The organism is Kribbella sp. NPDC051586, assembly GCF_044453965.1.
Classification (GTDB): domain Bacteria; phylum Actinomycetota; class Actinomycetes; order Propionibacteriales; family Kribbellaceae; genus Kribbella.
Genome location: NZ_JBITDF010000002.1, coordinates 1,681,114 through 1,707,441, shown reverse-complemented (window position 1 = coordinate 1,707,441; position 26,328 = coordinate 1,681,114). Strand labels below are relative to the sequence as shown.

The following is a 26,328-nucleotide window of genomic DNA, read 5'->3' as shown; positions in this document are numbered from 1 at the left end:
GACTTGACACTTCTCGACTTCGACGCCACGACAGGTCTGCTCACGCGACTCGGCTCGGTGCAGTTGTTGCTGCAGGCAACCCTGGTCACCGGCGGGCACGACGTCCGGCTTCCGCTGCGGGGAATCGGGTACGAGGGAACTGTCGCACTCTCGGACTTCAAACGGACCGCTGAACCCGTCCGGCACCGCATAGACGGCACCGCCGACGTCTACACGGTCGTCACCTCGGTAGGCGACTGGACAGTGGCCTGGGAGTACACGGTTCGGCACACGCACCCGCGGGTCGCGCTGGCGGTCGAGATCACCGGCCCCGGCGTACTGCGCGACCTCCTGCTGGAGTTCTCCAGCCCGATGGCAGGACGAATCGAGGCCCCTGGCAACGAAATCCGGCCCGGGACGGCGCTGGCCGAGCTGACCGAGCCCATCGTGGTGTCGACCGCCGGTGGGTTCATGGGATCGTCCGGTCTGGTCGCGGCGCACGACGACAGCCAGACTTTGGTGATCTGGCCGATCTGCCGGACCGAGATCGGGCATTGCACGATTCGCGGTGGCGACGGCCTGCATCTCACGCTCGACACCGGTCTGGCCGGGCAACTGGACGGCCAAACGCTCCGGTACGAGGCGATCCACCTCGACGCCCTCGACACCGGGTGGGAGGAGACCCGGGCGCTGGTCCCGTCCTGGTACCGCGGACTCGGGATCTCGACGCCCGCGGACCGCCCGGACTGGGTGCTGTCAGCAACTATCTACGAGGTGCACGTCGGCAGAGCGCCGTTCTCGAACGGCTACGGATACGAGCCGTACCCGGACCTCGCCGCGCTGCGGGCCGACCTGGACCGGATCGCCGGCCTCGGCTTCGACGTACTGCAGCTCATGCCGCGTCATCCGTACCCGAGCTACAACGTGCACGGCTACGAGGACATCGCCACGACGTACGGCGCCGAGGAGGAGCTGCGCGACCTGGTGACGGCCTGCCACGACCGTGGGATGCGGATCATCCTCGACGTCCTCATGCACGGCGTGATCGATCAGGAGGTGATGGCCCGGACCGCGCAGCAGATTCGTGACAGCGACTTCTACGCGCGCCTCGGCGAGGACACGACCAGCTCACAGGGCACCAGCGCCGCCGCGAAGACCGCGGAGCTGATCTCGTGGGCCCGGCACATCCTCGACTTCGAGCCGTACTGGATGGCCGCGCCGAAGCACCACCAGCTGGTCGACGAGCATCCGGAATGGTTCATGCGCGACTCCGCCCAGGAGATCATCGGTATCTATACGAAGGCGTTCGATGTCGCGAACACCGACTGGCAGGACTACTTCTGCGCCGCGATGGAGAACCTGGTCCGGCGGCTCGACGTCGACGGCTTCCGGATCGATGCGCCGACGTACAACGACCTACCGAACTGGTCTGCCCAGACTCGCCGGCGGGCGAGCTACTCGCCGCTCGGCTGTCTGGAGCTCTTCGATCGGTTGCGGCCGCGACTCAAGCGCCTGAAGGAATCGCTGATGCTGTACACCGAGCCGACCGGCGTACTGTTCCGGCAGGCGATGGACGTCACCTACAACTATGACGAGCAATGGCTGATCCCGTCTGTGCTCGATGGCGGGGTGATCCGCAGCGGCCGGGAGCTCGCGGCCTGGCTCGCCGATCGTGACGCAGTGCTTCCTCCTGGATCGCTCATCGCGCACCACATCGACTCGCACGACACGTTCTGGTGGCCGCTGCCCGGTCAGAAATGGCGGCGCGAACAGCACGGGTTGGCCGCGACGAAGGCGTTGCTGGCGGTGTTCGCGCTGAACGGCGGGGCGTTCATGACCTATGTCGGCGGCGAGACCGGGATCGAGGACGAGCTCAGACAGGTGCTCGAGCTGCGCCGGCGGATGGGCGGCGCCTCGGTCGAGTACGACCTCGCCGGCGAGGAATCGGTCTTCGCGGTGGTACGGCGTACTCAGGATCAAGCGTGGCTGGTACGGGTCAACCTGTCGGCCGAACCGGCCGGTGATCTGGCGCCGTACGAGGTACGGGTCACGAACTGCAGCGAGGAGGAACGATGAAGATCGATCGGATCGACGCGGTCGGCCTGACGGGGGCGACCCCGGCCGGTGGCTGGACCGAGGAGCTTCGACCCGACGACGCGGTGCACACCATCGTGCTGGTGCACACCGACGAAGGGGCGACAGGCGTCGGCAGTGTGTTCACGAGTCATCATTTGGTCCGGGCGGCGCTCGACGTACTGCGGCCGCTGTACCTGGGGGAGTCCGCGCTCGAGCCGGAGCGGGTGAGCGAGAAGCTGCACCAGACCACGTTCTGGCTGGGCCGCGGCGGATCGGTCACCCATGCCATCAGCGGTATCGACACCGCGCTGTGGGACCTGTTCGGCAAGGCAACCGGTCAGCCCGTGGGGCGGTTGCTGGGTGGTCGGTACCGACGGCGCGTCCAGCCGTACGCATCCTTGTTGATGGACCAGCCGGAGGTGCTGGCCGACCAGTTGACGGCGGTGCGGGAAGACGGCTTCCGAGCGTTCAAGATCGGCTGGGGCCCGTTCGGCCGGGACAGCCACGCCCTTGACGAGCGGATCGTGGCGGCCGCGCGGGAGGCGGCCGGTCCGGATGCGTCGTTGATGGTCGACGCCGGTGGCAGTGACGCGTTCTGGCCACACGGGTACAAGTGGGCGCTCAGGACCGCGGACATGCTCGCGGCGTACGGAGTTCGCTGGTTCGAGGAGCCGCTGCGGCCCGACGCTCTGGAGGACTACGTGGCACTCCGGCTGGCCAGCCGGGTCGACATCGCGGCGGGTGAGGTGCTGACGCGCCGGCAGAGCTACCTGCCCTGGTTGCAGGGCCATGCGCTCGACGTAGTCCAGCCGGATACGACGAAGGTCGGCGGTCTCAGCGAGCAGCGCCGGATCGGCTGGACGGCCTACGACAACGGGATCACCCTCATCCCGCATGGCTGGAACACCGCTGTCGGACTCGCAGCCGACCTGCAGCTTGCCTCGGCCCTGCCAGGCACGGATCTGGTGGAGTACATCGCGGGTTCGCCGTACGTCGACGACATCACTGCCGAGTCTTGGAAGCTCGACGACGACGGCATGCTGGCAGTGCCGGACGGACCTGGATTGGGCGTAGAACTGGATCCGGACCGCCTCGCGCGCTACGCCGACCCTGCTGGCCTGGCCGCCGTCGCGGAGTTGTCGTGACCGTTCAGCGTTCGATCTGACCGACTCCCGCACGGCGTTCTCACCGGCGGTGCCGGAACGGGCTGGCCACGAATTGGGGGCTGCGGTGCATCAGATTGGGTGCGAGGTGCGTTTTTGCTGTGAAGGCCGGTGTTGAGCCGGTTCGGAGGGGAGTCGAGGTGACCTTCGAGGAGTGGGCGCGACGGGGCGTGCCGGACCTGGTCCGGTTCGCGACCGTGCTGTGCGGGTCCGGCCACCTGGCCGAGGACCTCGTCCAGGAGACGGTGATCAAGGCCCACCGGCACTGGGACCGGGTCGAGGGGGTTGCCCGTCCGGAGGCGTACCTGCGCCGGATGGTCGTCAACGAGTACCTGTCCTGGCGCCGGAAGTGGTCCCGGATCGTGCCCAGGCCGGAGATCTGGCTGAACGCCGACCGCTCGCAGCCCGACCACGCGGTCCGGCTCGCCGACCAGGACGAGCTCGTCGCGGCGCTGGCCAAACTGCCCCGGAGGCAACGGACGGTCCTGGCCCTGCGTTACTACGGCGGCCTCACCGACGCCGAGATCGCCGAGACGATGGGCTGCTCGCCGCACACCGTCCGCTCGTACGCCTCCCGCGCCCTCGCCAAACTCCGGGTCGAGCTCGGGCCGTCTGCTTCCACCTCTCCTGGAGTCCTCAATGCGCACTGAATCAGATCTGCGGAACGCGTTCGACCGCATCGCCGCCGTCGCCCCCGAGTCAAACCTTGCCGTCGAAGAGCTGCCCGTTCCTTCAGCTGAGCGTCGTCCGGTCCGGCGACGCCGTACCGCGTTCGTTCTCGTTACCGTCACCGCGACCGCGGCCGCTGCTGTCGGCGTACGCGTCGCGATCGACAATTTGCACGAGGCATCGGTCGCTCAGAGCGGCAACGCGTGGGAGAACTGGGTCACGCTCACTGCTCCGGCGGGAATGATCGTCAACCCGCGCGCCTACGAGGCGAACCGGCAGATCTACCAACTGGCCGGCGTCGGCAGCCCTTGGTCGAAGTGGTGTCTGCTCACCCTGCACCGCAACGGCGACTTCGACCCCGGCAAGATTCCCGCCGACAGCCCTCGGATAGACCTCAACGGCTTGTCCGGCCGCCTCGTCACGATGCCTGACGGTGAGCCGATCACTTCGTTTCCACCCGGCTATGCGATGTCGTTCGGCCGCACCGCCCGCCCGGTGACCACCGTCGCGTGGCAGCCGGCGAAGGGCGTCTGGGCCCTGCTCAGTTGCGAGGCACAGCGCCATCTCGGCACCCTCAAGGTCCCCACGATCGACGCACCGTCGGACAGCGACCCCAAGACCGCGATCGCGGTCGCGAAGACGATCAAGGCGACCTCGCAACGCCTTGCGTCCCCGTTCAAGGTCGGCTACGTCCCCGCCGGCCTGCGCCCCTTACGGGTCCAGGACAGGTCGGCGAACTTCCCTGGCGATGGTCACAGCTTCAGCATCGTCTTCACCGACGGCAACCCAACCACCGGGGAGAACAACCTCCAACCCGTGTGGAGCGGCGACAAGACCCATCCCGCCCCCGAGGGATTCGTCACCGGAAGCGTTTGGGGCCCGCCGCCGATGCCCGGCGAGGACCTGGAGATCCGATACTCCACCGACAAGTTCTGGAACCAGATGACCCGCTTGTCCAAGGAGAATCCGCCCGACCTCACCATCCACGGCTACCGCGCCTGGTACACCACCGACGGCTGGGCAACTGACGCCACGAGCGGCAAGCCCGCCCCAGCCACCATCCTCCGCCTCGAGCGCAACGGTGTAGCAATCACCGTCCGCACCTTCGACACCCCGGTGAACAAGGCCGCCCTCCGCAAGATCGCCGAATCACTCACCCTGCCGAAGAACCCACTCGACACCAACCAGTGGTACGACGCAGCCACAGCCCTCCCGCACTGACGCCAGGGGAGCTCGCACTCAAGCCGAAATCCACCGGTTTCCCGCAAACACGCACCTCGCAATCGATGACGAGGTGCGTGTCTGCCACCCCCGATCGCGCGTGAGGGCGGCGAAGCCGGCCCATGCATCGACGACCAGGCCGTCGCCGAAGCTGCCGCGGCCCGCGCTTCAGGTCCCGGTGCTCGCCATCGGGGGCGATTCCGGTGCCGGCCGCGGACTGGAACCTGGTTTGTCCCTCCAAGGATTCGCCGACAACGTCACCAGCGAAGTCATCGCGAACTGCGGCCACTGGTTGATGGAAGAACAACCGGCCGCGGTCACGCGGCTGCTCGAGGCCTTCGCCGATCTGGTGCACGCCGGGTGGACTCCTCACACCGGCGAAACCTAGACACAAACCAATGACCGAGGGCGACTGCTGCACTGGAGACGAAGCGCAATCGCGAGGTTCGTCGGCCGGGCGCCTATTTCGGGGGTTGTCTCTGCTGTTCGGGTGCGGGACGGAGGCTTGATCCTGGCCTCATCACCCCGGTCGCCGGTCGCAGCTTCTCGGCCGGTGGCCTCGAGCGAAGGAGTCCGCTGCTGTGACAGACCTCGACGATTACCGGCAGCTGGTGACGATCCGGCGCTTCGAGGAACGCTGCCTGCAGTTGGGCCGGGACGGCGTGATCGCCGGGTCGATGCACCTGTGCCTGGGGCAGGAGGCCATCCCCGTCGGTGCGATGCGGACGCTCGGCGAGCACGACCGGCTGCTGACGACGTACCGCGGCCACGGCTGGGCCCTGGCCTGCGGAGTCGGGATCGACGAGTTGCTCGCGGAGATCTGTCAGCGAGCCGGCGGCGTCAACGGGGGCCGCGGCGGGTCGGCGTACCTGTCCTCACCGCGGCATCGGCTGCTCGGTGAGAACTCGATCGTCGGAGCGGGCGTGCCGATCGCGGCGGGGGTGGCGCTGGCCGCCGACCGGCTGGGTACCGGCGGGATCGTCGTCGTGTCGATCGGCGACGGAGCGATGAGCCAGGGCTCGGTGCACGAGGGCCTGGTGTTTGCTGCCAGCAACAAGCTGCCGCTGGTGGTGATCTGTGAGAACAACGGCTGGGCGGAGATGACGCCTGCCGCTCTGACGAGCCTCACCCCGGAGCTCGCGGACCGGGCCGCCGGGTACGGCATCCCGGCCGAGGTGGTCGACGGCTGTGATCCCGAGGCGGTCCGAGTCGCCGTGGCAACCGCGGCACGGCGCGCCCGTGACGGTGCCGGCCCCACCCTGCTGGAGTGCCGAACGGTGCGGCTGTCCGGCCACTACAACAAGGACATCGAGCACTATCGGCCGGTCGCTGATCGCGCCGACGCGGAGGCACGCGAGCCGATCGCCCGGCTGCGTGCGCGCTTGCTGGAGTCAGGTGTGCCGGCCGACCGCCTGGATGAGGTCGAGGCCGCCGTCGATCGCGAACTGGACGCGGCGACCACCCGAGTGCTGGCGATGCCCGAGCCCGATCCCGCCACCGCGACCGACCACGTCAGGGCCGAGATCATCGCGGACCGGCCGAGCGAGCGCAGCGGGCCGGTGACCGAGATGACCTACCAGCGTGCGGTGAACCTGGCCTTGAGCGAGGAGTTGACCGCGCGCCCCGAGGTGCTGGTGTACGGCGAGGACGTCGGACACGCAGGCGGGATCTTCGGGGTGAGCCGAGGTCTGCAGAAGGCTTTCGGCCCGGAACGGATCTTCGACACACCCATCGCCGAGAGCGCCATCCTCGGTTCGGCCGTCGGTGCGGCGATGTCCGGTCTGCGGCCCGTCGTCGAGATCATGTGGGGCGACTTCCTCTGGGTCGCCTTCGACCAGTTGGTGAACCAAGCCTCGAACGTGCGTTACCTCAACCGTGGTGCCCTGAGTGCCCCGCTCGTGGTCCGTCTCCAGCAGGGTGCGACACCCGGCTCATGTGCGCAGCATTCTCAGAGTCTGGAAGCCGTCCTCGCGCATGTACCAGGACTGATCGTCGGCGTTTCCGCGACGCCTGCCGATGCCTACGCGATGACGCGAGCCGCCGTGGCCGGTCCCGACCCGGTGATCCTGGTCGAGGCGCGTGAGCTCTATCAGGACAAGGGTGAGGTGTTCGCCGCCGCCCCTACGGAGCAGACGTACGGCGCTCGCTGGCACCGCAGAGGCGAGGCGCTCACGATCGTCACGTGGGGCCCTATGCTCCACCGGGCCCTGAATGCCGCGGACACTCTGAGCCGGGAAGGTTCGGAGGTCGGTGTGCTGGACCTGCGCTGGCTCAACCCGATCGACGACGACGCGCTGGCCGAGGCGGTCAGCGCGGGCGGTGGCCGGGTGCTCGTCGCCCACGAGGCCAACCGGACCGGTGGGTTCGGTGCCGAGATCGCGGCCCGAGTCACCGAGCAGCACTTCGACCGGTTGGTCGCCCCCGTCGCACGGATCGCGGCGCCGGACACCCGGATCCCGGCCGCACCTGCGTTGCAGCGCGGCGTGGTGCCGGATGCGAATCAGATCGCAGCGGCCGCACGTCGCCTCATCGCGGTGCGCGGATCGTCGGTACGGGCGGCCGGATGATCTTCGGCATCCTCCACCACGGCATCACGGTCAGCGACATCAGCCGGGCCGTTGCCTGGTACACCGAGGCGCTGGGCCTGGAGTTGGTGCACCGGCAGCGCCAGGACAATACCTACACGCAGACCCTCGTGGGGGTCCCCGGCGCTGTGCTCGAGGTCGCGCAGTTACGCATCGCCGGCACGCCGACCCGGCCCTCGAGCCACGACATCGAGCTGATCCAGTACGTCGCCCAGCAGGCGAAGGGGCAGCCGGTCGCGGTCAACCAGGTCGGCGCCGCCCATCTGGCGTTCCTGGTCGACGACATCGAGAACCTGGCCGCCCGGGCTCGTGCCGCTGGTGCGCGGTTCCGGAACGAGCCGGTCGCGATCACCGAAGGTGCCAATGTCGGCGGCGCGGCCTGTTATCTGCACGATCCGGACGGCAACACGCTGGAGTTCCTGCAACCGTCTCCGGAGCGTCTCGACCGGTTCAGGACACGCTGATGGCTGGGAGAGTCGCCGTCGTGACCGGAGGTGGTGGCGGAATCGGCGCCGCCACGTGTACGGCGCTGGCGCGGGAGGGCTATGCGGTGCTCGTCGCGGACCGCGACGAGGACAAGGCCGCTCTCGTCCGCGCCGAGCTCCGCGATCAGGGCCTCCGGGCCGAGGCCGTCGCGGTGGACGTATCCTCGTCCGCGTCGGTCGACAAGTTGCTCGCAGCAACTATCAGGTTCGGGCAGCTCCGGGCGGTCGTGTGTTGCGCCGGCATCGTGCATGTCGGCTCGGTGTCCGACTGCACGGACGACGTCTGGAGCGAGGTGCTCGACATCAACCTGACCGGCACCTTGCGAGTGTGCCGTGCCGCGGCAGCACTGTTCCCGGCCGGCGGCGGCAGCATCACCACGGTGGCCTCGATCGCCGGTCGTACCGCGTCCACCTTCAGCTCGCCGGCGTACGTGGCGTCGAAAGCAGGCGTGATCGGCCTGACCCGGAGCCTGGCCGCCCAGCTGGCAGACCGCCGGATCCGGGTCAACTGTGTGGCGCCCGGCGTGATCGAGACGCCGATGACGCAGACCTATGGAGCCGAGCGGCTGGCTGTCCTGACCGGCAAGATCCCGGCCGGCCGGCTGGGTTCGGCCGTGGAGGTGGCCGAGACGATCGCCTTCCTGGCCGGACCGCGCAGCTCGTACATCACCGGTCAGGTGATCGACGTGAACGGCGGTCAGTTCATCGGTTGAGCAGTCCGCCGACCTGAGACCCATGGACGGAGAAGATGGAATTCCTGGTCCATTCTCGTTCGTCCGCTCGCCCAGCACCCGCTGGAGAGCACCGCCGCAGCAAGAGGAGCAGCCGGATGAGCCTGGTCGAGGAAGTCGCGCGACGCTACTGGCACGCGGAGGAATCCCGCGACGTCGATCGGATCCTCGCGTTCTTCGCCCCGGACGCACACTGGCGCGGACCGGGTGCGGACCTGCGCGGCCAGGCGCAGATCCGGACCTTCTACGAGCAGAGCGCCGCCCGTTTTCCCGGGCTGACGGTGCGGGTCGGCCGGGTGCTGGGCGATGACGACGAGGCGGCCATCGAGTGGAGCGCGGTGTTCACCGACCCCGCTGGTACGACGTACGACCTCGACGGCGTCAACATCATCCGGGTCGAGAACGGCCGGATCGCGTCGCTGACGACGCACAACGACCCGTCCGGGCTCTCCAGGACACCGCAGCCGATCGCGATCGGCGAGCGCTTCGCCGGCCGCCGGGTGCTGGTCACCGGTGCCGGCAGTGGGATCGGCGCGGCGACCGTCCACCAGTTCGTTGCCGAGGGCGCCTTTGTGACCGGGGTCGACCTGAACCCCGACGGACTGGACAAGGTACGGCGCGACCTCGGTGCGGCGGCGACCGCGTTCCGGCCGGTGACGGGCGACATCACCGATCTGACCTCACACGAGACGCTGGTGACGGCCGCTGCGGGCCCCGACGGATCGCTGGACGTACTGGTCAACAACGCGGGCGTCTTCCTGCTCGCCGGTGTGCACGCGACCCAGTACGACTGGCAGCGGACGCTGGACGTCAACCTGGTCGCGCCGGCCCAACTGTCCGCCCGGGCTGCCGACGCCCTCGCGGCCAACGGCGGCGGTTCGGTGGTGAACGTCGCCAGCGTGTCCGGGCACGTCTCGCAGGCGAACCGATGGACGTACAACGCCAGCAAGGGCGCGATCCTGGAGATCACCCGCTGCCAGGCGCTCGACCTCGCCCCGCGCGGGATCCGGGTCAACAGCGTCAGCCCTGGCTACGTGTGGACCGAGGTGCTGGACCGGTCGGCCGGCGGTGACCGGGCGAAGTGGGAGCCGATCTGGGGCTCGTACTGCCCGCTCGGGCGTTGCGCCGAGCCATCGGAGGTAGCCGCGGCGATCGCGTTCCTGGCTTCGAGCGGAGCATCCTTCGTCACCGGATCGGACTTGCTCGTCGACGGCGGACTGGTGTCGATGAGTCCCGACGGGCTGGCGACCTTCGAGTTCAGCTCGTGAGCCTGCCGCGGATCGTGGACGCCCACGTGCACCTGTGGGACCTCGACGTGCTGCCGTACCCGTGGCTGGACGATCCGGGATCCGAACCGCTGCGTGCGAACTACCTGCCGGACGATCTCCGGGCCGACAGCAGCGGCCTGGACCTGGCCGCGACGGTCCACGTCCAGGCAGAGATGTCGCACGAGCTGGATCCGGTCGCCGAGACGAGCTGGCTCGCGAAGCTGGCCGACGCTGGTGACCCTCCTGTTCCGACCGTCTGTGTGGGATACGCCGACCTGCGCCGGCCGGACCTGGACGACGTGCTCGCCCGGCATCAGGAGTACGCGTTCTTCCGTGGCGTCCGCCAGGAGGCCTGGTTCGATCCCACGTCGGCCCGGGCCGACGTACCGCGGGAGAATCTGCTGGACGACCCCCGGTGGGTCCGCGGGCTCGGACGGTTGGCCGTGCGGGGCCTGTCGTTCGACCTGCTGGTGTGGGATCACCAGCTCGGTCAGGCGGCGGCCACCTTCCGCAAGCTGCCGGGACTGCCAGTGGTACTGGAGCACCTCGGGGTACCGCCCGCGGCGCCGTACCTCGATCGGTGGCGCCAGGGTCTGCGCGATTTCGCCCGCGACGTCCCGTGGGCCACGCTGAAGCTCTCGGCCCTCGGGATGGCTGGTGGCCGGCAGATGGCCGGCCCTCTGGTCCGGGAGGCTATCGAGATCTTCGGGCCGGACCGGTGCCTGTTCGCCAGCAATTTTCCGGTCGAGCGGCCGATCGTGACCTACCACGACGTGTGGGCGACCTACGACGGGTTGACCGCCGACCTGAGTCCGTTCGAGCGGGAAGCGTTGTTCGCCGGTACGGCGACGCGTGTCTACCGGATCGCACCGACCTGAAACGATGTGGTCATGACCAGCACCGACCCCGGCGCCCGGCCGCGATGGACCGAACCGCCCTTCACCGGCAGGGAACGGGAACTCGCGGACGTCGTCTCGACGGCTGTCGGCGCCGCCGGGGGCACGGGTGGCGCGCTGATCCTGCGCGGCGAGGCGGGCATCGGCAAGTCCCGGTTCCTGACCGCGTCCGCACAGCGGCTGGGTGGTGATCGGGTCTACCTGATCCGGCTGCGTGCGCATGAGCTGGAGCGTGCGATCCCGTACCGGACCTTCCGGCGGGCGCTCGACCGGACGTTCGCAGGTGCGACCGGTGAGGTCGCGGAGCTGACCCGGGCGCTGGTTCACGTGCTCGACGGGACGTCCGGGCAGCCGCTGGCGGCAGTGCACGGCGCGGCGGCCCGGTTGTTCGCCGCACTGCGGGCCGACCGCCCGGTTCTGCTGCTGGTGGACGACCTCCACCTCGCCGACGACGACACGATCGTGCTGCTGGCAGGCCTGTCCGGGATACCGGCCAGGCACCCGGTGGTCGTGGTCGGGACGATCCGCGGGCCTGAGATGGCGACTGTCGCACCGCTCGTCGCCTGGCTGGACCGGCTGCGCACGGACCGGCTGCTCTGGCAGTTCGATCTTGGCCCGTTGGCCGACGACGAGCTGACCCGGCTCGTCGAAGTGGTCAGCGGCGCGCCCGCCACCGACGAGGTGCTCGACGTGGTCCGGACCAAGAGCAGCGGCAATCCGTTCTTCGCCATCCAGGCTCTGCTCGACCTGGCCGAGAGCGGACCCGGCGACCGGACCGGCCCGACCGACTGGAGTACGGCGGACGACCGGCGGGCGGCGGTGTTGCACCGGATCCTCCGCGTGGCGCCCGACGTCCGGAGGTTGGCCGAGGCGATCGCCTTGCTCCGTTCGGTCCAGCTGGACCGGCTCGAGCTTGCCGCCGAACTGGCCGGGTTGTCCCCGTCCGCGGCGGCGGCGGCCTGCGACGACTTGCTCGAGCGGGGCATCCTTCGTCTGGACAGCGCTGGAGGCTGCCGGTTCGGGCATGAGCTGGTCCGGGACGCGCTCTACGAACAGATCGGGCCCGCGGAGCACTGGCGGTGGCACACGCTTGCCGCGCAGCGGTTGGCCGCGCTGCCCGAATCGGCGGACCGCGACCTGCAGATCGCCGTTCATGTCCGCGAGACGGCCCGGCCGGGCGACGACCACGCGGTAGCAGTGCTCGCGCGGGCAGCACAGGCCGTCGGAGTAGCCGCGCCGCGGTCGGCGATCCCCTGGTACCAGCGGGCTGTCGAGCTGGCGGTTGGTGATCAGCAACGCGCCGCGGCGCTGACCGCCAAGCTCGCCCGCGCGTACCTGCTCGCCGGTCGGCCCGAGGACGCCGCCAGGTCAGGCAGCGAGGCTTTGAGCGTGCTGGTGCCGGGGGAGCCCCGCAACCGCCTGGTGCCCTTGGTGCTGGAGGCTCTGATCGAGCAGTCCGCTCTGACCGAGGCGGTTGCGCTGGTCGAGGCCGAGCGGCTGGCCGGCCGCTGGACTCTCGGGCTGGCGGCCCAGGCATCGTACGTCCTGGCGATGGCTGGGCGGACGGCGGATGCGAACGCCGCGATCGGGGAGGTGCTGGCGGGGCTCGGGTTGCTGCCGGCGGTACTGCGGATCAACGCGCTGGTGCACCTGGTGCACACGCGGTGCGTGCTGGATGGGTACGGCGCGGTCGGAGAGCTGATCGGCGCGCTGCACAGGGAGGCGATCGATGCACCCGTCCAGGCGCGGCTGAACGCGTACTCGACGATCAGCTACGTTCTCGCGATGCAGGGCGACACGATCGCTTGCGCCGAGGCGATAGCGGTCGCGGACGCGGTCGTACCGGCCTCGGACTGGCGGCTGTACCAGGCCGAGCTGTCCGTCGCACGCGCGCAACACGCGGCGAACGTGGGTGACTGGGAGGTGGCGGTATCGCTGGCAGAAGCCTTGCTGGGGGAGCTGTCCGACACCGGTTCACGGTCGTACCTGACCGTTATCCGCGGCCTGCTGCTCGAGTTGCGCGCGAGCCGCGGCGAATGGGCCGCGGCGAACCGCTTGGTGGACGGTGGTGTGGCCGCGTCGGCTCCACTGGCCGCGTTGGACAGCGCCGCCTTCAGTACGCTGCATCTGCTCGCCGGTGACCTGGCCGCCGCGCGTGATTGCCTTCGGCAACAGCTCGAACGGCCGAGCGAGCTGCCGCGAGTTCGCGCGATGCTCCAGGGTCGGCTGGCCGAGGTCGAGTTGGAGGCAGGCGACCTGCCGGCGGCGAGGGCGGCGCTCGACGAGCAGAGCCGACTCGACGCCGGCGTACCCGAGCATGCGAATGCCGCCCGGACCCTGTACGCCCGTGGCCGGGTGGCCGGCGACCCCGAGCTCGTCAAGGCCGGTCTCCTCCTGGCCGACGAGCACCAGCTGGCATTGGCTCGCGGGCAAGGGCTGCTCCAACTCGGCGCGATGGACGTCGAGCCTGAGCACAACCTGACCGCGGCGATCCGGGTCTTCCACTCCCTCGGGGCGGCGCCTTGGCGGCGACGTGCCGCGGCCGAGCTACGCGACCGCGGCTTCAAGGTCCCGCGGAACCGGCCGGCCGAGCGGGCGCTGCTCACCGAGACCGAGGCACAGATCGCGCGGCTGGTGCAGCTCGGCCGGTCCAACCGCGAGATCGCTGTCGCAGTCTCGCTGAGTGTGAAGACCGTCGAGGCCTACCTCAGCCGGGTGTACACCAAGACCGGTTGTGCCGGACGGTTCGAGCTCGCCCGGGCGCTCGACCAGGGCCTGCTCGGCTGAGCCGTGTTATCCCGAGGGCGATCACGCCTGTGGGCGGTCGCTGATCGATGGTTGCGTCGACCAGGACACATCCGTCTCTCCCAGGGGTGCAAACGATGAACACAGCCGTCTTGGTCGACGCCGTCCGGACCGCCGGTGGTAAGCGCTACGGAGGGCTTTCCGGCTGGCACCCGGCCGATCTGGCCGGCGAGGTGCTCGGCGAGCTGGTCGCACGGCACGGCGTCGATCCGGAGCTGGTCGACGACGTGGTGATGGGCTGCGTCACCCAGGTCGGCCGCCAGGCGGCCAACATCGGCCGGTATGCAGCCCTCGCGGCGGGCTTCCCGGAGTCCGTGCCGGCCACCACGATCGACCGTCAGTGCGGGTCGTCCCAGCAAGCCGTCCACTTCGCCGCACAGGGTGTCCAGTCCGGCGCGTACGACGTGGTGGTGGCGGCCGGGGTCGAGGTCATGTCCTCGACCCCGATGGCCTCGGCGATCGTGCCCGGACTCCTTCCGTACGGCGACAAGGTGGTCGCCCGGTACGAGGACCGCGGTGGCCTGCAATCGCAGGGCGTCGCAGCCGAACTGATCACCGACCACTGGAGCCTGACCCGGGAGTTGCTCGACGAGTACGGCGTCCGGTCGCAGCGGCTGGCCACCATCGCCCGCGACGAGGGTCGGTTCGACCGCGAGATCGTGCCGGTCCGGCGGCGGGTGCTGGACCGCGAGACCGGCGAGATCCAGGAGGGGACCGAACTGGTCGGCGCGGACGAGGGGATCCGGCCCGGTACCAGCGCCGAGGTGCTGGCCACGCTCAAGCCGTCGTTCCTGCCCGACGGCCGCACGACCGCGGCCACCTCGAGCCAGATCACCGACGGCGCATCGGCTGCCCTGATCATGAGCGAGCAGAAGGCACGCGAGCTGGGGCTGACGCCGCGGGCCCGGTTCCACACCTTCGCCGTTACCGGCAGCGACCCGGTGATGATGCTGACCGGCCCGATCCCGGCGACCCGGAAGGTGCTGGCCGAATCCGGCCTGGAGCTGTCGCAGATCGACCACTTCGAGGTGAACGAGGCATTCGCGGCGGTGGTGCTGGCCTGGATGAAGGAGCTCGGCCCGCAGGAGGAGAAGGTGAACCCGAACGGCGGCGCCATCGCGCTGGGTCACCCGCTCGGCTGCTCCGGTGTCAAGCTGCTGGCGACCATGCTGCACGAGCTGGAGCGGACCGGTGGACGGTTCGGCCTGCAGACGATGTGCGAGGGCGGCGGGATGGCGAACGCGATGATCATCGAGCGGCTGGGCTGATGGCGGCCGGTACGGCGGAGCCGCAGGTGCACGGCGAGGTCGAGGAAGGTTTCGGGCCCGTCGCGGACGCGTTCGCCGAGAACTTCCGGACCGGCCTGGAGACCGGGGCGTCCTGTGCGGCGTACGTGGACGGCCGGGAGGTTGTGCACCTCTGGTCGGGGACCTCCGACCCGGCGACCGGTCGCCCGTGGGACGCCTCGACGGCCGCGATGGTCTACTCCACGACCAAGGGCGTCGCGGCCATCTGCGTCAACCTGTTGGTGCAGCGCGGTCTGGTCGACCTGGACCGGCCGGTAGCGGCGTACTGGCCCGAGTTCGGTGCCGCAGGCAAGGAAAACTTGCCGGTCCGGATGCTGCTGAGCCACCAGGCCGGGTTGCCGCTGGTCGACGCGCCCGTCACCTTCGACGACGTCATTGACGGACGGCCTGTGGTGGCGGCGCTGGCCGCGCAGGCACCGGTGTGGGTACCGGGGACGGAGCACGGGTATCACGCTGTGACGTACGGCTGGCTGGTCGGCGAACTGGTTCTGCGGGTCACCGGCCGGTCGCTGGGTGAGTTCTTCGCGGCCGAGGTGGCGCGGCCGCTCGGACTCGACTTCTGGATCGGGCTGCCCGACAGCGAACTCGACCGGGTCGCGCGGGAAGTTCCTTCGCCGCCGCCCACTCCGGGCCCGCCGACGCCGGAACAGCTGCAGATCGCCGCGGCGTTCGGCGATCCGGCGTCGGTGTCGTCCCGGGCGATGTTCCTCAACGGCGCGCTCGCACCGAAGCCGCAGCCGCCGACCCCCGCGGAACTGCGACGGCTGTACCGCAGTGAAGTTGCCGCGATCAACGGCATCGGTACGGCGCGAGCCCTCGCCCGGCTGTACGCCGCCTGCGTGAGCGAGGTGGACGGTGTCCGCCTGCTCTCGGACGAGACGGTCGATCGGGCCCGGCAGGCCGAGGCAGACGGCCCCGATCGGGTGCTGTTCGTGCGGACGCGGTACGGGCTGGGATTCTGGCTGCCGACCCAGTGGAGCACCCAGCTCGGTCCGGCCTCCTTCGGGCATCCCGGTGCCGGTGGCTCGATCGGGTTCGGCGACGCTGCGGCCCGGGTCGGGTTCGGGTACGTGCCGAACCAGCTCAGCATGAACGGAATGGGTGGAGATCCGCGCAAGGAACGGCTGATCGACGCGCTGCGCCGGTCGCTGGACCGGGTCTGACCGCAGCGGGTCGCGTCAGAGGCCGAGGGCCCGCGCGACCCGCTCGCGGTGCAGGGCCGGACCACCGAACAGGAGCTGGCCGCTCTTCGCGCGCTTGAGATAGAGGTGCGCGGGGTGTTCCCAGGTGAAGCCGATGCCCCCGTGCAGCTGGATGTTGTCGGTCGCTGCTTGCACGAATGTGGTTGAGCAGAAGGACTTGGCCAGACTCGCCATCAGCGCGAGGTCGGCGTCGTTCTCCGCGGCGCAGACGGCTGCCCGGGCCGCGGCCGACCGGGCCAGCTCGATCCCGACCAGCAGGTCGGCGCAGCGGTGCTTGACCGCCTGGAACGAACCGATCGCGCGACCGAACTGGATCCGCGTCCTGGCGTACTCCGTGGCCAGTTCCAGGCAGCGCTGGGCGCCCCCGACCTGCTCGGCTGCCAGGGCGATCGCGGCCAACTGAAGTACGCGGGTCAGGATCCGCTCGCCGTCGTCGTCCGCACCGACCAGCGTCGCAGGCGCGTGGGCGAAGGCGAACGCCGCCTGCTTGCGGGTCAGATCCATCGTCGGCAGGTGCGTGCGGACGACGCCGCTCGTGCCGGCATCGAGCGCGAACAGGCCGAGCCCCTTCGCCGTCCGGCCGAAGACCAGCAGCAGCTCCGCCGACATCCCGTCGACCACGTGCGACACGGTCCCGTCCAGCTGCCAGGACTCTCCCACCTGGGTCGCGGCGATCGCCGGCTCTGCCGTGATCGGCTCTCCCACAGCGAGCGTGGCGGTCAATTCGCCGGCTGCGATCGCAGGCAGCCAGCGGCCCATCGCCCCGGTGTCACCCGACTCCAGGAGGGCGTTGGCGGCCAGCACGACGGTGCCGAAGTACGGCACGCAGGTCAGTGCCCGGCCGAGCTCCTCCAGCACAACGGTCTGCTCGACGTACCCGTAGCCGGCGCCGCCGTAGGCCTCGGGGAGTGCCAACCCTTGAAGTCCGAGTTGCTGGGCAAGCTCGCGCCACAGTTGCGCGTCGATGCCGTGGTCGCTGGTCATCACCGAGCGAACGTGGGACTCGGGCGCCTTGTCGGCGAGGAAACGGCGTACGGTCGCACGCAGCTCGTCCAGCTCCGTCGGTGACGCGCCGGCGGCTGTGCTGGCCATGGTCATCGTTCCTCCTGCTCGGTGCCCGGTCTCGATCATCGACGCTAGCCGCGGATTTCGCGGCCGGTCAACGTGTCGCGGGACAACGAGGGACGAGGCTCATGCCCGGCGTTTAGGGCAAGGGCGATCTCCACTGCCGCGGGCCATGGAACGTCCTTAGTTTGCGATAAAAGCACCGAGCAGGAGGACTCTCGTGGACATCACCGGAACCGTCGCACTCGTCACCGGAGCGGGCTCAGGGCTGGGCGCGGCAACTGCCGGCCGGCTCGCCGCCGACGGGGCGATCGTGGTCGGGCTCGACCGTGACGGCGACGCTCTGAGTCGCCGGCTCGCCGGCCTGCCCCAGGCGATCGTGGTCGAGGGTGATCTGGCCGATACGGACGCCGTCGCCCGTGCGGTCGAGGTGGCGACCACGGCCGGGGAGTTGCGGGTCGTGGTGAACTGCGCGGCCACCGGCCTGCCGCCGACCAGAACCGTGCGCCGCAACGGCGAGGTGCAGCCGCTGGAGCCGTGGCGCCGCGTGGTCGAGGTGAACCTCGTCGCGGCGTACGACGTGACCCGGCAGGCGGCCGGCGCGATGGCCCGGCAGCCGGAGTTGCGGTCCGGTGGCCGCGGCGTCATCGTGCACACGTCGTCGATCGCCGGTCTGGACGGCACGCTGGGAGTCAGTGCCTACGCGTCGTCGAAATACGCGCTGACCGCGATGGTGCACTCGACCGCGCGGGATCTGTCGGTGTGGGGTATCCGCGTGCTGGCGGTCGCCCCGGGCGCCTTCGACACCCCGGCCTTCACCGGCCTGCCGGATGCGATCAGGCAACGGCGGCAGCAGGAGTTCGTGTACCCGCGCCGCCCGGGGCGGCCGGAGGAGTTCGCGTCGTTCGTCCGGCACCTGGTGGACAACGACTACCTCAACGCCGACTGCTTCCGCATCGACGCCGGCCTGCGGATGCCGCAGTGATCAGCTCCGCGGTACGTCGCGCCAGGGCCGGTCGCGGTCGGTCCTCGGCTCGGCCGGCAGACCGAGCACCCGCTCGGCCAGGATATTGCGCATGATCTCCGACGTACCGCCCTCGATCGTGTTCGCCTTCGAGCGGAGGAACTGCCAGCGCGGGTCGTCCCGGACCCCGGCCGCGGTCGCGTCGTAGAGGGTCGCGGCCGGCCCGAGCAGATCCATACACAGGTCGTAGATCCGCTGGTTCAGCACGGTGGCCGCAAGCTTGCCCACGGCCCCTTCCGGTCCAGGGGTCCCGGCCTTCGCCTGCTCGGCAGCCCGCACGGTGGTCAGCCGCAGGCACTCGGCCTCGATCCACAGCTGGACGAGCCGGTCGCGCAGCACCGGGTCACGGTTCACGGCCTGCTGCCACAGCAGCAGTGCGTCCTGGATCGGCCCGGCACCGCGTTGCAATGCCCCGCCGATCATCACTCGCTCGTTCATGAGGGTGGTCAGAACCACGGGCCAGCCGCCGTCGACCGCGCCGAGCCGGTCGGCGTCCGGCACCGTGGCATCGACGAAGAACACCTCGTTGAACTCGGCGTCGCCGGTCAGTTGCCGTAGGGGCCGTACCTCGACGCCGTCCGCGTGCATGTCCATCACGAAGTACGTGATGCCGCGGTGTTTCGGCACGCCGGGATCGGTCCGCGCAGCGAGCAGCCCGAAGTGGGCCAGCTGCGCGAAGCTCGTCCAGACCTTCTGCCCGTTCACCACCCAGTCGCCGCCGTCGCGCCGGGCCGAGGTAGCCAGCGCGGCGATGTCCGAGCCGGCGCCCGGCTCGCTGAACAGCTGGCACCACACCTCGGCGCCGGTGAACAGCGGCCGCAGGTAGCGGCGCTGCTGGACCTCGGTCCCGTGCACGAGCAGTACCGGGGCAGCCATCCCGTAGCCGATCACGCTGTGGTCCGGCGGGCCCGGCGCCCCGGCCAGCGCGAGCAGGTCGTCGACAACGGCTTGCTGCTGAACCGGCAGGCCGAGGCCGCCGAGCCCCTCGGGGTGGTGCACCCACGCGAGTCCGCGGTCGAACTGTGCCGCCCGGAAGGCCTCGGGGTCGACCTCGCCCGGGGGATGGTCGCGCAGCAGGGCGGCGACCAGGGACTGCAGCAACTCGTCGGCATCACTCGTAGCAGGCACGTCTCAACGGTCGACGACCGCGCCGCCGGAGGGAAGTGGGAAAAACCCTGACGATAGGCGGGTGTTATGTCTAGGGCGGGCACCACTGTGCGGGCCTGCCGGGCGTCCGCAAACTTCTGGCCATGTACACGATGCCGATCGAACGCGGCAAGATCCGCGAGTTCGCCCGGGCCGTGATGGCGCCGGACCCGGCGTACGACGCTCCGGACGCGGTCGTGCCGCCGACCTTCCTGACCACCGCGAGCCTGGCCTGGGAACCGCCGGGCGAGCTCGACCTCGGTGACCTCCAGCTCGACCTGCGCCGAGTGCTGCACGGCGAGGAGGAGTACGTCTTCCACGGGCCGTTGCCGCGGGCAGGACAGACGCTGGAGGTGACCACCCGGCTCGGCGACGTCTACCGCAAGCCGGGCCGCCGCGGCGGCGACCTGACCTTCGTGACCATCGTGCACGAGTTCCGGGATGCGACTGGGGACCTGGTGGTCGAGCAGCGGACCACGCTCGTGCAGACCAGCCAGGCCCCGGAGGAGGGCCGCCCATGACGACCGCCGCCCCGGTGCTCACAGTCGGCGACACGGCCTGGAGTACGACGTTCGGCCCGTTGACCAGGACCGACATCGTCCGGTACGCCGGTGCTTCCGGCGACTTCAACCCGATCCACCACGACGAGGAGTTCGCGCGCTCGGCGGGCTTCCCGTCGGTGTTCTCGATCGGCATGCTGCAGGCTTCCCTGCTGGCGACGTTCGCGACCCGGTGGCTCGGCGCGGACGGCGTACGCCGGTTCGCCGTCCGGTTCCGCGAGCCGGTGTGGCCCGGCGACGTGCTGACGTGCTCGGGCCGGGTCACCGCGGCCGAACCCGCCGGCGACGGTCAGCGGATCGAGGTCGAGCTGACCTGCACCCGCCAGAACGGCAGCGTCGCGGTCTCGGGTACGGCCGTCTTCGTCGTACCGGCTGGAAAGGCCGGCGATGACTGACCTCGACTTCACCGGTCAGGTGGCGATCGTCACCGGTGCGGGCGGCGGCCTGGGCCGGAGCTACGCCCTCGAGTTGGCCCGGCGCGGAGCCCGGGTGGTGGTGAACGATCTCGGCGGTGCGCTGGACGGCACGGGCGGATCGCAAGCGGCCGCCGACGAGGTCGTCGCACAGATCCGGGCCGCCGGCGGCGATGCCGTGGCGAGTCACCACAGCGTGGCCACCGCCGAGGGCGGCGAGGCGATCGTGCAACGCGCGCTGGACGCCTTCGGCACGGTCGACATCCTGATCAACAACGCAGGCATCCTGCGCGACCGGACCTTCCCGAAGCTGACGAGCGAAGACCTGAAGGCCGTACTCGAGGTCCATCTGTACGGCGCCTTCCACGTGACCCAGCCGGCGTTCCGGGTGATGAAGGAGCGGCGGCACGGACGCCTGCTGTTCACCAGTTCCGCGGCCGGCCTGTTCGGGAACTTCGGGCAGGCGAACTACGCGGCCGCGAAGGCCGGCGTGGTGGGGCTGTCCAACGTTCTCGCGGTCGAGGGGGAGAAGTACGGCATCACGTCGAACGTGATTTCCCCGATCGCAGCGTCGCGGCTGACCGAAGGGCTGATGGGCGATCTCGCTGATTCGGTGCGGCCTGACCTGGTCACGCCCCTGGTGGTCCTTCTGGTGTCGCCCGGCTGCACGATCACGCACGAGGTGTACACCGCCGGCGGCGGCCGGTTCGCCCGGGTGCTGCTCGGGGTCGGTCCCGGTTGGTTCAGCGACAACGAGCCGACGGCGGAGGACGTCGCGGAACAGATCGACCGGATCCGCGCCGCGGCTGGCTACAGCGAGCCCCACAGTGCGGTGCAGGAGGCAGGGCTCCTGGTCCAGCACCTGGGGACCGGTATCGCCTGATCGCTATTTGCAGGGTTCTTCCCGCTACTGGCCGGCGACGGCTGGGCCAAGAGTCTGATCACCGTGCGGAGACCGCCGGTGGACCCGTGAGGGAGCGTGCAGCAGATGAGAAGTATCCGAAGGTTCGGCTGTCTGGCGGTGGGCCTGCTGGTGGTGCTGGCAGGCTGCGGTGACGAGGACGGCGGCGGCGCGGCGGGTACCGCGGCCGAGCCACTGGCTGACGCGAAGGTCGCGACCGGAGAACCGATCAAGGTCGGTCTGGTCAACACCGAGACCGCGCGCGGCATCCCTGGCTGGCGGGTCGGTTCGGAGGTCGCGGCCGACTATGTCGATCGGCAGTTGGGTGGCATCAACGGCCGCCCGATCAAGTACGAGGTCTGCAAGACCCAAGGTACGCCGGAGTCGGCGATCGACTGTGCGAACCGGCTGGTCGAGGCCAAGGTCGCCTTCGTCCAGGTCGGGGCCGAGGCCGGTGGCGATGCGATGCTGCCGATCCTGAACAGCGCGAAGATCCCGCTCGTCGGGCACACCGCGATCGGCCAGCAGCAACAGGTCGATCCGAACGCGGTGTTCCTCGGTGCCGCGATCGAGTCGCTGTTCGCCGCGCCGCTGAAGTTCTACAAGGACAAGGGCAAGAAGTCGATCACGTTCTTCTTCAGCGACGGACCCGGCGCCAAGGCCTGGGCGGACGGGCTGCTGAAGCCGGTCGCGGACAAGCTCGGGATCCATTACGACATCGTTCAGTACTCGCCGGCGAATCCGGACTGGAGCGTGCTCGCGGCGACGGCGATGGCCAAGAAGCCGGACGTGATCGCCGGCCTCGGCCTGGTGGATGCCTCCTGCACAGCACTGGTGACCGCGCTGCGCACGAGCGGCTACGCCGGTGACGTGTACGTCGGCGGTTGCTCGAAGTTCATCGAGGCGGTGCCCGACCAGGCTGTCGGCGTACAGATCTTCAGCGACGGCTGGCGCCACGACGTGATGGACGAAGCGCCCGCAGGTAAGAAGGCCGAACTGCAGACCTACGTCAAGGCGATGACCGCCGCGGGCCATGCGGACCTGCTGACCACCGCGGGCGGAGGTTTCGGTGACACCATGACCATCGCGCGGATCCTCACAGCCGCCAAGGGCGACCTGACCGGGCCTGGCGTGCTCAAGTCGCTGAAGGCCGCGAAGTCGGTGGACGCCTTCGCCGGTCCGCGGATCAGCTGTGACGGCAGCGCGTGGAAGGGGACCACCGCCTGCAGCAATTCGGTGATCTTCTACGAGGTCAAGGCCGGGGGCAAGATCGGCGTCGCCTCCGACGGCTTCGTCGGGATGTCCGATCTGGCCCCGCGGTGATGAGTTCCTTCCTCTTGTTCCTGATCGTCGGCCTGGGGACCGGTGCGGCGTATGTCGCACTGGCCCAGGGCGTCGTGGTCGTCTACAAGGCGACCGGGGTGATCAGCGTCGCCCAGGGCGGGATCGCCGCGTGGGGAGCGTTCACCTTCGCCGAGCTTCGCAAGAGCGGTGACCTGGTGCTGCCGGCCGGGCGGATCCACGTCGGATCGGCGATGTGGACATCGCTGGTGCTCGGAGTCGGCGTAGCCGCGGTGACCGGTCTGCTCGCCCACGTACTGGTGTTTCGTCAGCTGCGGTCGGCGCCGGCCCTGGCCAAGGTGGTCGCCTCGGTCGGGTTGATGCTGACCCTTCAGGTCGCGACACTGCTGCGGTTCGGCGAGGACTCCCGGGCCGTGGACGCCCTACTGCCGAACGATCTGGTCGTGGTCAACGGCGTCGCCGTCGCCAGCGGCCGTCTCTACATGGCCGGCACAGCGGTCTTGCTGACTGCGCTGCTCTGGGCCTACTTCCGGTTCAGCAGGCTGGGTCTGGCCACCAGGGCAGCGGCCGAGAGCGACGTCCACGCGTCGTTGTCCGGCTATTCGCCGGACCTGCTGGCCGGCTCGGCCTGGCTGCTTTCGTCGGCTTTCAGCGGGTTGATGGTGATTCTGGCCTCGTCCGCGACCGGGCTCACCTCGTCCAACTACATCTTCTACATCGTGCCCGCGCTGGCTGTCGCGCTGGTCGGGCGGCTGCGCTCGGTGGGGATCGTCTGCGTGGCCGGGTTCGTGCTGGCCGGGATCCAGTCGGAGCTGTCGCTGCTGCGGACCAAGCTCTGGTGGCCGGACTGGGCCGGCCCCGGGCTGGCCGACGTCGTACCGTTCCTGGTGATCGTCGTCTCGTTGTTCCTGGCCGGCCGGAGCCTGCCCTCGCGGGGTGACGAAGAGGCCGACCGGCTGCCGCAGGTGCACCGGCCCGCCAACCGGCCGGTGGTGGTCGCGCTCGCGTCCCTCGCGGGGCTGATCGCGGTCCTGACGACGCAGGGAAGTTTCCGGTTCGCCGTCGTCACCTCGATGATCATGGCGATCCTCGGGCTGTCCTATGTGCTCCTGACGGGATTCGTCGGTCAGATCTCGCTGGCCCAGCTGGCGTTCGCCGGAGCTGCCGGGTTCACGCTGTCGCGACTGACCTCCGGCGCGGGTGTCCCGTTCCCCCTGGCTGTCCTGCTCTCGAGCCTGGCTTCGGCCGGGCTCGGCGTCCTGGTCGGCATCCCGGCGTTGCGGATCCGCGGCGCCCAGCTCGCGGTGGTCACGCTGGCCGGGGCGGTCGCGATCGAGCAGTTCGTCTTCAGCAACCCGTCGTTGTCTCCGCCGACCGGCAACCCGATCAGCGATCCGTCCTTGTTCGGTATCGATCTGGGGATCCGTCGCGGTGCGGAGCTGGTCCGGCTGCCGTTCGCCGTCATGGTGCTGGTCCTGCTGGTCGTCCTGACCGTTGCGGTCGGCAACCTGTTGCGCGGGTACACCGGGCGGGTCTTCCTGGCCGTGCGCTCGAACGAACGGGCGGCGGCCGCGGTCGGCATCGACCTGGCGGCCACCAAGCTGGTCGCGTTCGCGCTCTCGTCGTTCGTCGCCGGGACGGGCGGCTGCCTGATCGGGTACAGCCGGGGGCAGCTCTCGACCGCGTCGTTCGCGGTCATCTCCGGGCTGGCGCTGCTGGCGGTGGCCTACCTGAGCGGTATCACGAGCGTCTCGGGTGCGATGATCGCCGGCCTCTCGGCGCCGCTGGGGCTGGCCAACGTGTTCTTCGACCGGGTGTTCCACTTCCGCGGCGATTGGTGGCTGCTGCTGTCCGGCATCGGGTTGATGATCACCGTCATCCTCAACCCGCAGGGCATCGCCGGCCAGGTGCGCGCGGGCAACGCCAGGCTGGTCGAGAAGATCAAGGCACGCCGGATCCCGTCCCCGGAGGTCGCGCGATGACGGCACCGGTGCTGAGCACCCGGGATCTCACCGTTAGGTACGGCGGAGTCGTCGCCAACGACCAGGTCTGCGTCACGGTGGGCCGGGGCGAGATCGTCGGACTGATCGGCCCGAACGGGGCCGGCAAGACCTCCTTCATCGATGCCGTCAGCGGCTTCACCGGGTGTACCGGGGAGATCGAGCTCGCCGGTACGCCGCTCGGCTCGTTGCCGGCGCACCGGCGCGCCCGGCTCGGCCTGGCCCGGACCTGGCAGTCGATCGAGCTGTTCCGGGACCTGTCGGTGTACGAGAACGCGCTGGTCGCGTCCCGTCGATTCAGCCTCGGCCGGTTGCTGACGGACCTGGTCCGGCCGGGGCGCGAGGACGATGACGCGCAGGTGTGGGCCGCGCTCGACCTGGTCGGTCTGCGTGACCTGGCGCACCGCAGTACCGATGAGCTGTCGCTCGGGCAGCGCAAGCTGCTCGGGGTGGCGCGGGCCCTGGCGGCGCGGCCGAAGGTGCTGCTGCTCGACGAGCCGGCCGCCGGTCTCGACGTGGACGAGAGCAAGGAGCTCGGTGACCGGCTCCGCGGTGTTGTTGCCGACGGCATCAGTGTGCTGCTGGTCGACCATGACATGGGACTTGTGCTGGAGGTGTGCGACCAGGTGTACGTGCTGGAGTTCGGCAAGCTGATCGCGCAGGGCACGCCTGCCGAGATGCGCACCGATCCGGCGGTCGTCGCGGCGTACTTGGGCACAGCGGCGGAGGTGGCCACGTGACGACGGTGATCGACGTACGGAACCTTGTCGCCGGCTATCCCGGCGTCCCCGTGGTCCGGGACTTGACCATGCACGTCGACGCCGGCGAGGTGGTCGCTCTGTTGGGACCGAACGGAGCCGGCAAGACGACGACCCTGCTGACGCTCTCCGGCGTGCTGCCGGCGCTGCGCGGCGAGCTGAAGGTGCTCGGCGGTTCCGTCCCACGGGGACGGCCGCACCGGCTGGCGCGACGTGGCCTGGCCCTGGTACCGGAGGCCCGCGGCCTGTTCTACCAGCTCACGGTCGCGGAGAACCTGCGGCTGGGCCGGCACCGGCGCAGTACGACGACCGTCGACGACGTGGCCGAGCTGTTTCCGGCGCTCCGGCCACTGATGAAGCGGCGTTGTGGACTGCTGTCCGGCGGCGAGCAGCAGATGCTCGGAGTGGCGAAGGCGCTGATCGCGGACCCGGCGGTGCTACTGCTCGACGAGCTGAGTCTCGGACTGGCTCCGGTGATCGTTCAGCGGCTGTTGCCGGTGATCCGCCGGATCGCGACCGAGCGGGGGATCGGGGTCCTGCTGGTGGAGCAGCATGTGGAGATGTCGCTGGCCATCGCCGACCGCGGCTACGTGCTGAGGCACGGCGAGCTCGTGATGTCCGGTCGTGGCGAGGAGTTGCTGTCGCGGCGGGACCTGCTGGAGGACAGCTACCTGGGGGAGGCCGCGGCGGATGGCCGCTAATCCGAGGGAGGACCCTGCTGGCCGCCTGGCCTCGGGCGGCGGCAGAGTGGCAGGGCCGCCTCAATTGCCGA

General features: G+C 69.9%; 23 protein-coding genes. 21 read left to right on the top strand and 2 right to left on the bottom strand.

What is annotated here, in order from left to right; translation table 11 throughout:
• Positions 1-3 precede the first annotated feature (3 nt).
• From ACIA58_RS18460 to ACIA58_RS18400, 13 genes are all read left to right on the top strand, one after another.
• The gene (locus ACIA58_RS18460) at positions 4-2,055 is read left to right on the top strand and encodes an alpha-amylase family glycosyl hydrolase (protein ID WP_396404868.1); all 2,052 of its coding nucleotides are present in this window, start codon (positions 4-6) and stop codon (positions 2,053-2,055) included.
• Complete coding sequence (locus ACIA58_RS18455) at positions 2,052-3,200, top strand: mandelate racemase/muconate lactonizing enzyme family protein (RefSeq protein ID WP_396404867.1); 1,149 nt, start codon at positions 2,052-2,054, stop codon at positions 3,198-3,200. The genes ACIA58_RS18460 and ACIA58_RS18455 overlap by 4 nt, the downstream gene beginning before the upstream one ends.
• 158 nt (positions 3,201-3,358) lie before the next feature.
• Positions 3,359-3,868, top strand: coding sequence for an RNA polymerase sigma factor (locus tag ACIA58_RS18450; protein ID WP_396404866.1), 510 nt, complete (start codon positions 3,359-3,361; stop codon positions 3,866-3,868).
• Positions 3,858-5,108, top strand: coding sequence for a hypothetical protein (locus ACIA58_RS18445; RefSeq protein ID WP_396404865.1), 1,251 nt, complete (start codon positions 3,858-3,860; stop codon positions 5,106-5,108). Before ACIA58_RS18450 ends, ACIA58_RS18445 begins: the two co-directional genes overlap by 11 nt.
• 100 nt (positions 5,109-5,208) lie before the next feature.
• Positions 5,209-5,496, top strand: coding sequence for an alpha/beta fold hydrolase (locus ACIA58_RS18440; protein ID WP_396404864.1), 288 nt, complete (start codon positions 5,209-5,211; stop codon positions 5,494-5,496).
• Between the two features lie 193 nt (positions 5,497-5,689).
• Positions 5,690-7,675, top strand: a complete 1,986-nt coding sequence (locus ACIA58_RS18435) for a thiamine pyrophosphate-dependent enzyme (RefSeq protein WP_396404863.1) — start codon at positions 5,690-5,692, stop codon at positions 7,673-7,675.
• The gene (locus ACIA58_RS18430) at positions 7,672-8,157 is read left to right on the top strand and encodes a VOC family protein (protein WP_396404862.1); all 486 of its coding nucleotides are present in this window, start codon (positions 7,672-7,674) and stop codon (positions 8,155-8,157) included. The genes ACIA58_RS18435 and ACIA58_RS18430 overlap by 4 nt, the downstream gene beginning before the upstream one ends.
• Positions 8,157-8,891 carry an SDR family oxidoreductase gene (locus tag ACIA58_RS18425; RefSeq protein ID WP_396404861.1) on the top strand — a complete coding sequence of 245 codons (735 nt, stop codon included), beginning with the start codon at positions 8,157-8,159 and terminating at the stop codon, positions 8,889-8,891. The genes ACIA58_RS18430 and ACIA58_RS18425 overlap by 1 nt, the downstream gene beginning before the upstream one ends.
• 116 nt (positions 8,892-9,007) lie before the next feature.
• The gene (locus tag ACIA58_RS18420; RefSeq protein WP_396404860.1) at positions 9,008-10,177 is read left to right on the top strand and encodes an SDR family oxidoreductase; all 1,170 of its coding nucleotides are present in this window, start codon (positions 9,008-9,010) and stop codon (positions 10,175-10,177) included.
• Positions 10,174-11,055 carry an amidohydrolase family protein gene (locus tag ACIA58_RS18415; RefSeq protein WP_396404859.1) on the top strand — a complete coding sequence of 294 codons (882 nt, stop codon included), beginning with the start codon at positions 10,174-10,176 and terminating at the stop codon, positions 11,053-11,055. The genes ACIA58_RS18420 and ACIA58_RS18415 overlap by 4 nt, the downstream gene beginning before the upstream one ends.
• A 12-nt stretch (positions 11,056-11,067) precedes the next feature.
• Positions 11,068-13,860 carry an ATP-binding protein gene (locus ACIA58_RS18410; RefSeq protein WP_396404858.1) on the top strand — a complete coding sequence of 931 codons (2,793 nt, stop codon included), beginning with the start codon at positions 11,068-11,070 and terminating at the stop codon, positions 13,858-13,860.
• A gap of 95 nt (positions 13,861-13,955) precedes the next feature.
• Positions 13,956-15,146 (top strand): thiolase family protein, encoded by a 1,191-nt coding sequence (locus ACIA58_RS18405; protein ID WP_396404857.1) that lies wholly within the window; start codon positions 13,956-13,958, stop codon positions 15,144-15,146.
• Entirely contained in the window at positions 15,146-16,348 is a 1,203-nt protein-coding gene (locus ACIA58_RS18400) for a serine hydrolase domain-containing protein (RefSeq protein WP_396404856.1), read from the top strand. The genes ACIA58_RS18405 and ACIA58_RS18400 overlap by 1 nt, the downstream gene beginning before the upstream one ends.
• A gap of 15 nt (positions 16,349-16,363) precedes the next feature.
• Here the strand turns inward: ACIA58_RS18400 and ACIA58_RS18395 are convergent, their stop codons facing one another.
• Entirely contained in the window at positions 16,364-17,485 is a 1,122-nt protein-coding gene (locus tag ACIA58_RS18395; protein ID WP_396404855.1) for an acyl-CoA dehydrogenase family protein, read from the bottom strand.
• A gap of 187 nt (positions 17,486-17,672) precedes the next feature.
• On the opposite strand from ACIA58_RS18395, the gene ACIA58_RS18390 reads away from it, so the two are divergent.
• Positions 17,673-18,437: an SDR family NAD(P)-dependent oxidoreductase gene (locus ACIA58_RS18390; protein WP_396404854.1), complete on the top strand. Its 765-nt coding sequence runs from the start codon at positions 17,673-17,675 to the stop codon at positions 18,435-18,437.
• Here the strand turns inward: ACIA58_RS18390 and ACIA58_RS18385 are convergent, their stop codons facing one another.
• The gene (locus tag ACIA58_RS18385; RefSeq protein WP_396404853.1) at positions 18,438-19,604 is read right to left on the bottom strand and encodes an acyl-CoA dehydrogenase family protein; all 1,167 of its coding nucleotides are present in this window, start codon (positions 19,602-19,604) and stop codon (positions 18,438-18,440) included.
• A 122-nt stretch (positions 19,605-19,726) separates the two neighbouring features.
• Here ACIA58_RS18385 and ACIA58_RS18380 point away from each other — a divergent pair, with 122 nt between their 5' ends.
• The 7 genes from ACIA58_RS18380 to ACIA58_RS18350 all read left to right on the top strand — a co-directional run bounded on the left by ACIA58_RS18380 (position 19,727) and on the right by ACIA58_RS18350 (position 26,257).
• Entirely contained in the window at positions 19,727-20,143 is a 417-nt protein-coding gene (locus ACIA58_RS18380; protein ID WP_396404852.1) for a MaoC family dehydratase N-terminal domain-containing protein, read from the top strand.
• Entirely contained in the window at positions 20,140-20,577 is a 438-nt protein-coding gene (locus tag ACIA58_RS18375) for a MaoC/PaaZ C-terminal domain-containing protein (RefSeq protein ID WP_396404851.1), read from the top strand. Before ACIA58_RS18380 ends, ACIA58_RS18375 begins: the two co-directional genes overlap by 4 nt.
• A complete protein-coding gene (locus ACIA58_RS18370; protein ID WP_396404850.1) occupies positions 20,570-21,478 on the top strand; it encodes an SDR family NAD(P)-dependent oxidoreductase in 909 nt (302 codons plus the stop codon). The genes ACIA58_RS18375 and ACIA58_RS18370 overlap by 8 nt, the downstream gene beginning before the upstream one ends.
• A 105-nt stretch (positions 21,479-21,583) precedes the next feature.
• On the top strand, positions 21,584-22,819 hold the full coding sequence (locus ACIA58_RS18365) for an ABC transporter substrate-binding protein (protein WP_396404849.1): 1,236 nt from the start codon (positions 21,584-21,586) through the stop codon (positions 22,817-22,819).
• Positions 22,819-24,780, top strand: coding sequence for an ABC transporter permease (locus ACIA58_RS18360; RefSeq protein ID WP_396404848.1), 1,962 nt, complete (start codon positions 22,819-22,821; stop codon positions 24,778-24,780). Before ACIA58_RS18365 ends, ACIA58_RS18360 begins: the two co-directional genes overlap by 1 nt.
• A complete protein-coding gene (locus ACIA58_RS18355; protein WP_396404847.1) occupies positions 24,777-25,538 on the top strand; it encodes an ABC transporter ATP-binding protein in 762 nt (253 codons plus the stop codon). Before ACIA58_RS18360 ends, ACIA58_RS18355 begins: the two co-directional genes overlap by 4 nt.
• The gene (locus tag ACIA58_RS18350) at positions 25,535-26,257 is read left to right on the top strand and encodes an ABC transporter ATP-binding protein (RefSeq protein ID WP_396404846.1); all 723 of its coding nucleotides are present in this window, start codon (positions 25,535-25,537) and stop codon (positions 26,255-26,257) included. Before ACIA58_RS18355 ends, ACIA58_RS18350 begins: the two co-directional genes overlap by 4 nt.
• The last annotated feature ends 71 nt before the right edge of the window (positions 26,258-26,328 follow it).

Excerpts from the sequence above, each read along its gene's own strand:
- ACIA58_RS18455 (WP_396404867.1), top strand. The coding sequence starts at position 2,052 with ATGAAGATCGATCGGATCGACGCGGTCGGCCTGACGGGGGCGACCCCG.
- ACIA58_RS18445 (WP_396404865.1), top strand. The coding sequence starts at position 3,858 with ATGCGCACTGAATCAGATCTGCGGAACGCGTTCGACCGCATCGCCGCC.
- ACIA58_RS18430 (WP_396404862.1), top strand. The coding sequence starts at position 7,672 with ATGATCTTCGGCATCCTCCACCACGGCATCACGGTCAGCGACATCAGC.
- ACIA58_RS18425 (WP_396404861.1), top strand. The coding sequence starts at position 8,157 with ATGGCTGGGAGAGTCGCCGTCGTGACCGGAGGTGGTGGCGGAATCGGC.
- ACIA58_RS18420 (WP_396404860.1), top strand. The coding sequence starts at position 9,008 with ATGAGCCTGGTCGAGGAAGTCGCGCGACGCTACTGGCACGCGGAGGAA.
- ACIA58_RS18410 (WP_396404858.1), top strand. The coding sequence starts at position 11,068 with ATGACCAGCACCGACCCCGGCGCCCGGCCGCGATGGACCGAACCGCCC.
- ACIA58_RS18405 (WP_396404857.1), top strand. The coding sequence starts at position 13,956 with ATGAACACAGCCGTCTTGGTCGACGCCGTCCGGACCGCCGGTGGTAAG.
- ACIA58_RS18400 (WP_396404856.1), top strand. The coding sequence starts at position 15,146 with ATGGCGGCCGGTACGGCGGAGCCGCAGGTGCACGGCGAGGTCGAGGAA.
- ACIA58_RS18395 (WP_396404855.1), bottom strand. The coding sequence starts at position 17,485 with ATGACCATGGCCAGCACAGCCGCCGGCGCGTCACCGACGGAGCTGGAC.
- ACIA58_RS18380 (WP_396404852.1), top strand. The coding sequence starts at position 19,727 with ATGTACACGATGCCGATCGAACGCGGCAAGATCCGCGAGTTCGCCCGG.
- ACIA58_RS18375 (WP_396404851.1), top strand. The coding sequence starts at position 20,140 with ATGACGACCGCCGCCCCGGTGCTCACAGTCGGCGACACGGCCTGGAGT.
- ACIA58_RS18370 (WP_396404850.1), top strand. The coding sequence starts at position 20,570 with ATGACTGACCTCGACTTCACCGGTCAGGTGGCGATCGTCACCGGTGCG.
- ACIA58_RS18365 (WP_396404849.1), top strand. The coding sequence starts at position 21,584 with ATGAGAAGTATCCGAAGGTTCGGCTGTCTGGCGGTGGGCCTGCTGGTG.
- ACIA58_RS18360 (WP_396404848.1), top strand. The coding sequence starts at position 22,819 with ATGAGTTCCTTCCTCTTGTTCCTGATCGTCGGCCTGGGGACCGGTGCG.
- ACIA58_RS18355 (WP_396404847.1), top strand. The coding sequence starts at position 24,777 with ATGACGGCACCGGTGCTGAGCACCCGGGATCTCACCGTTAGGTACGGC.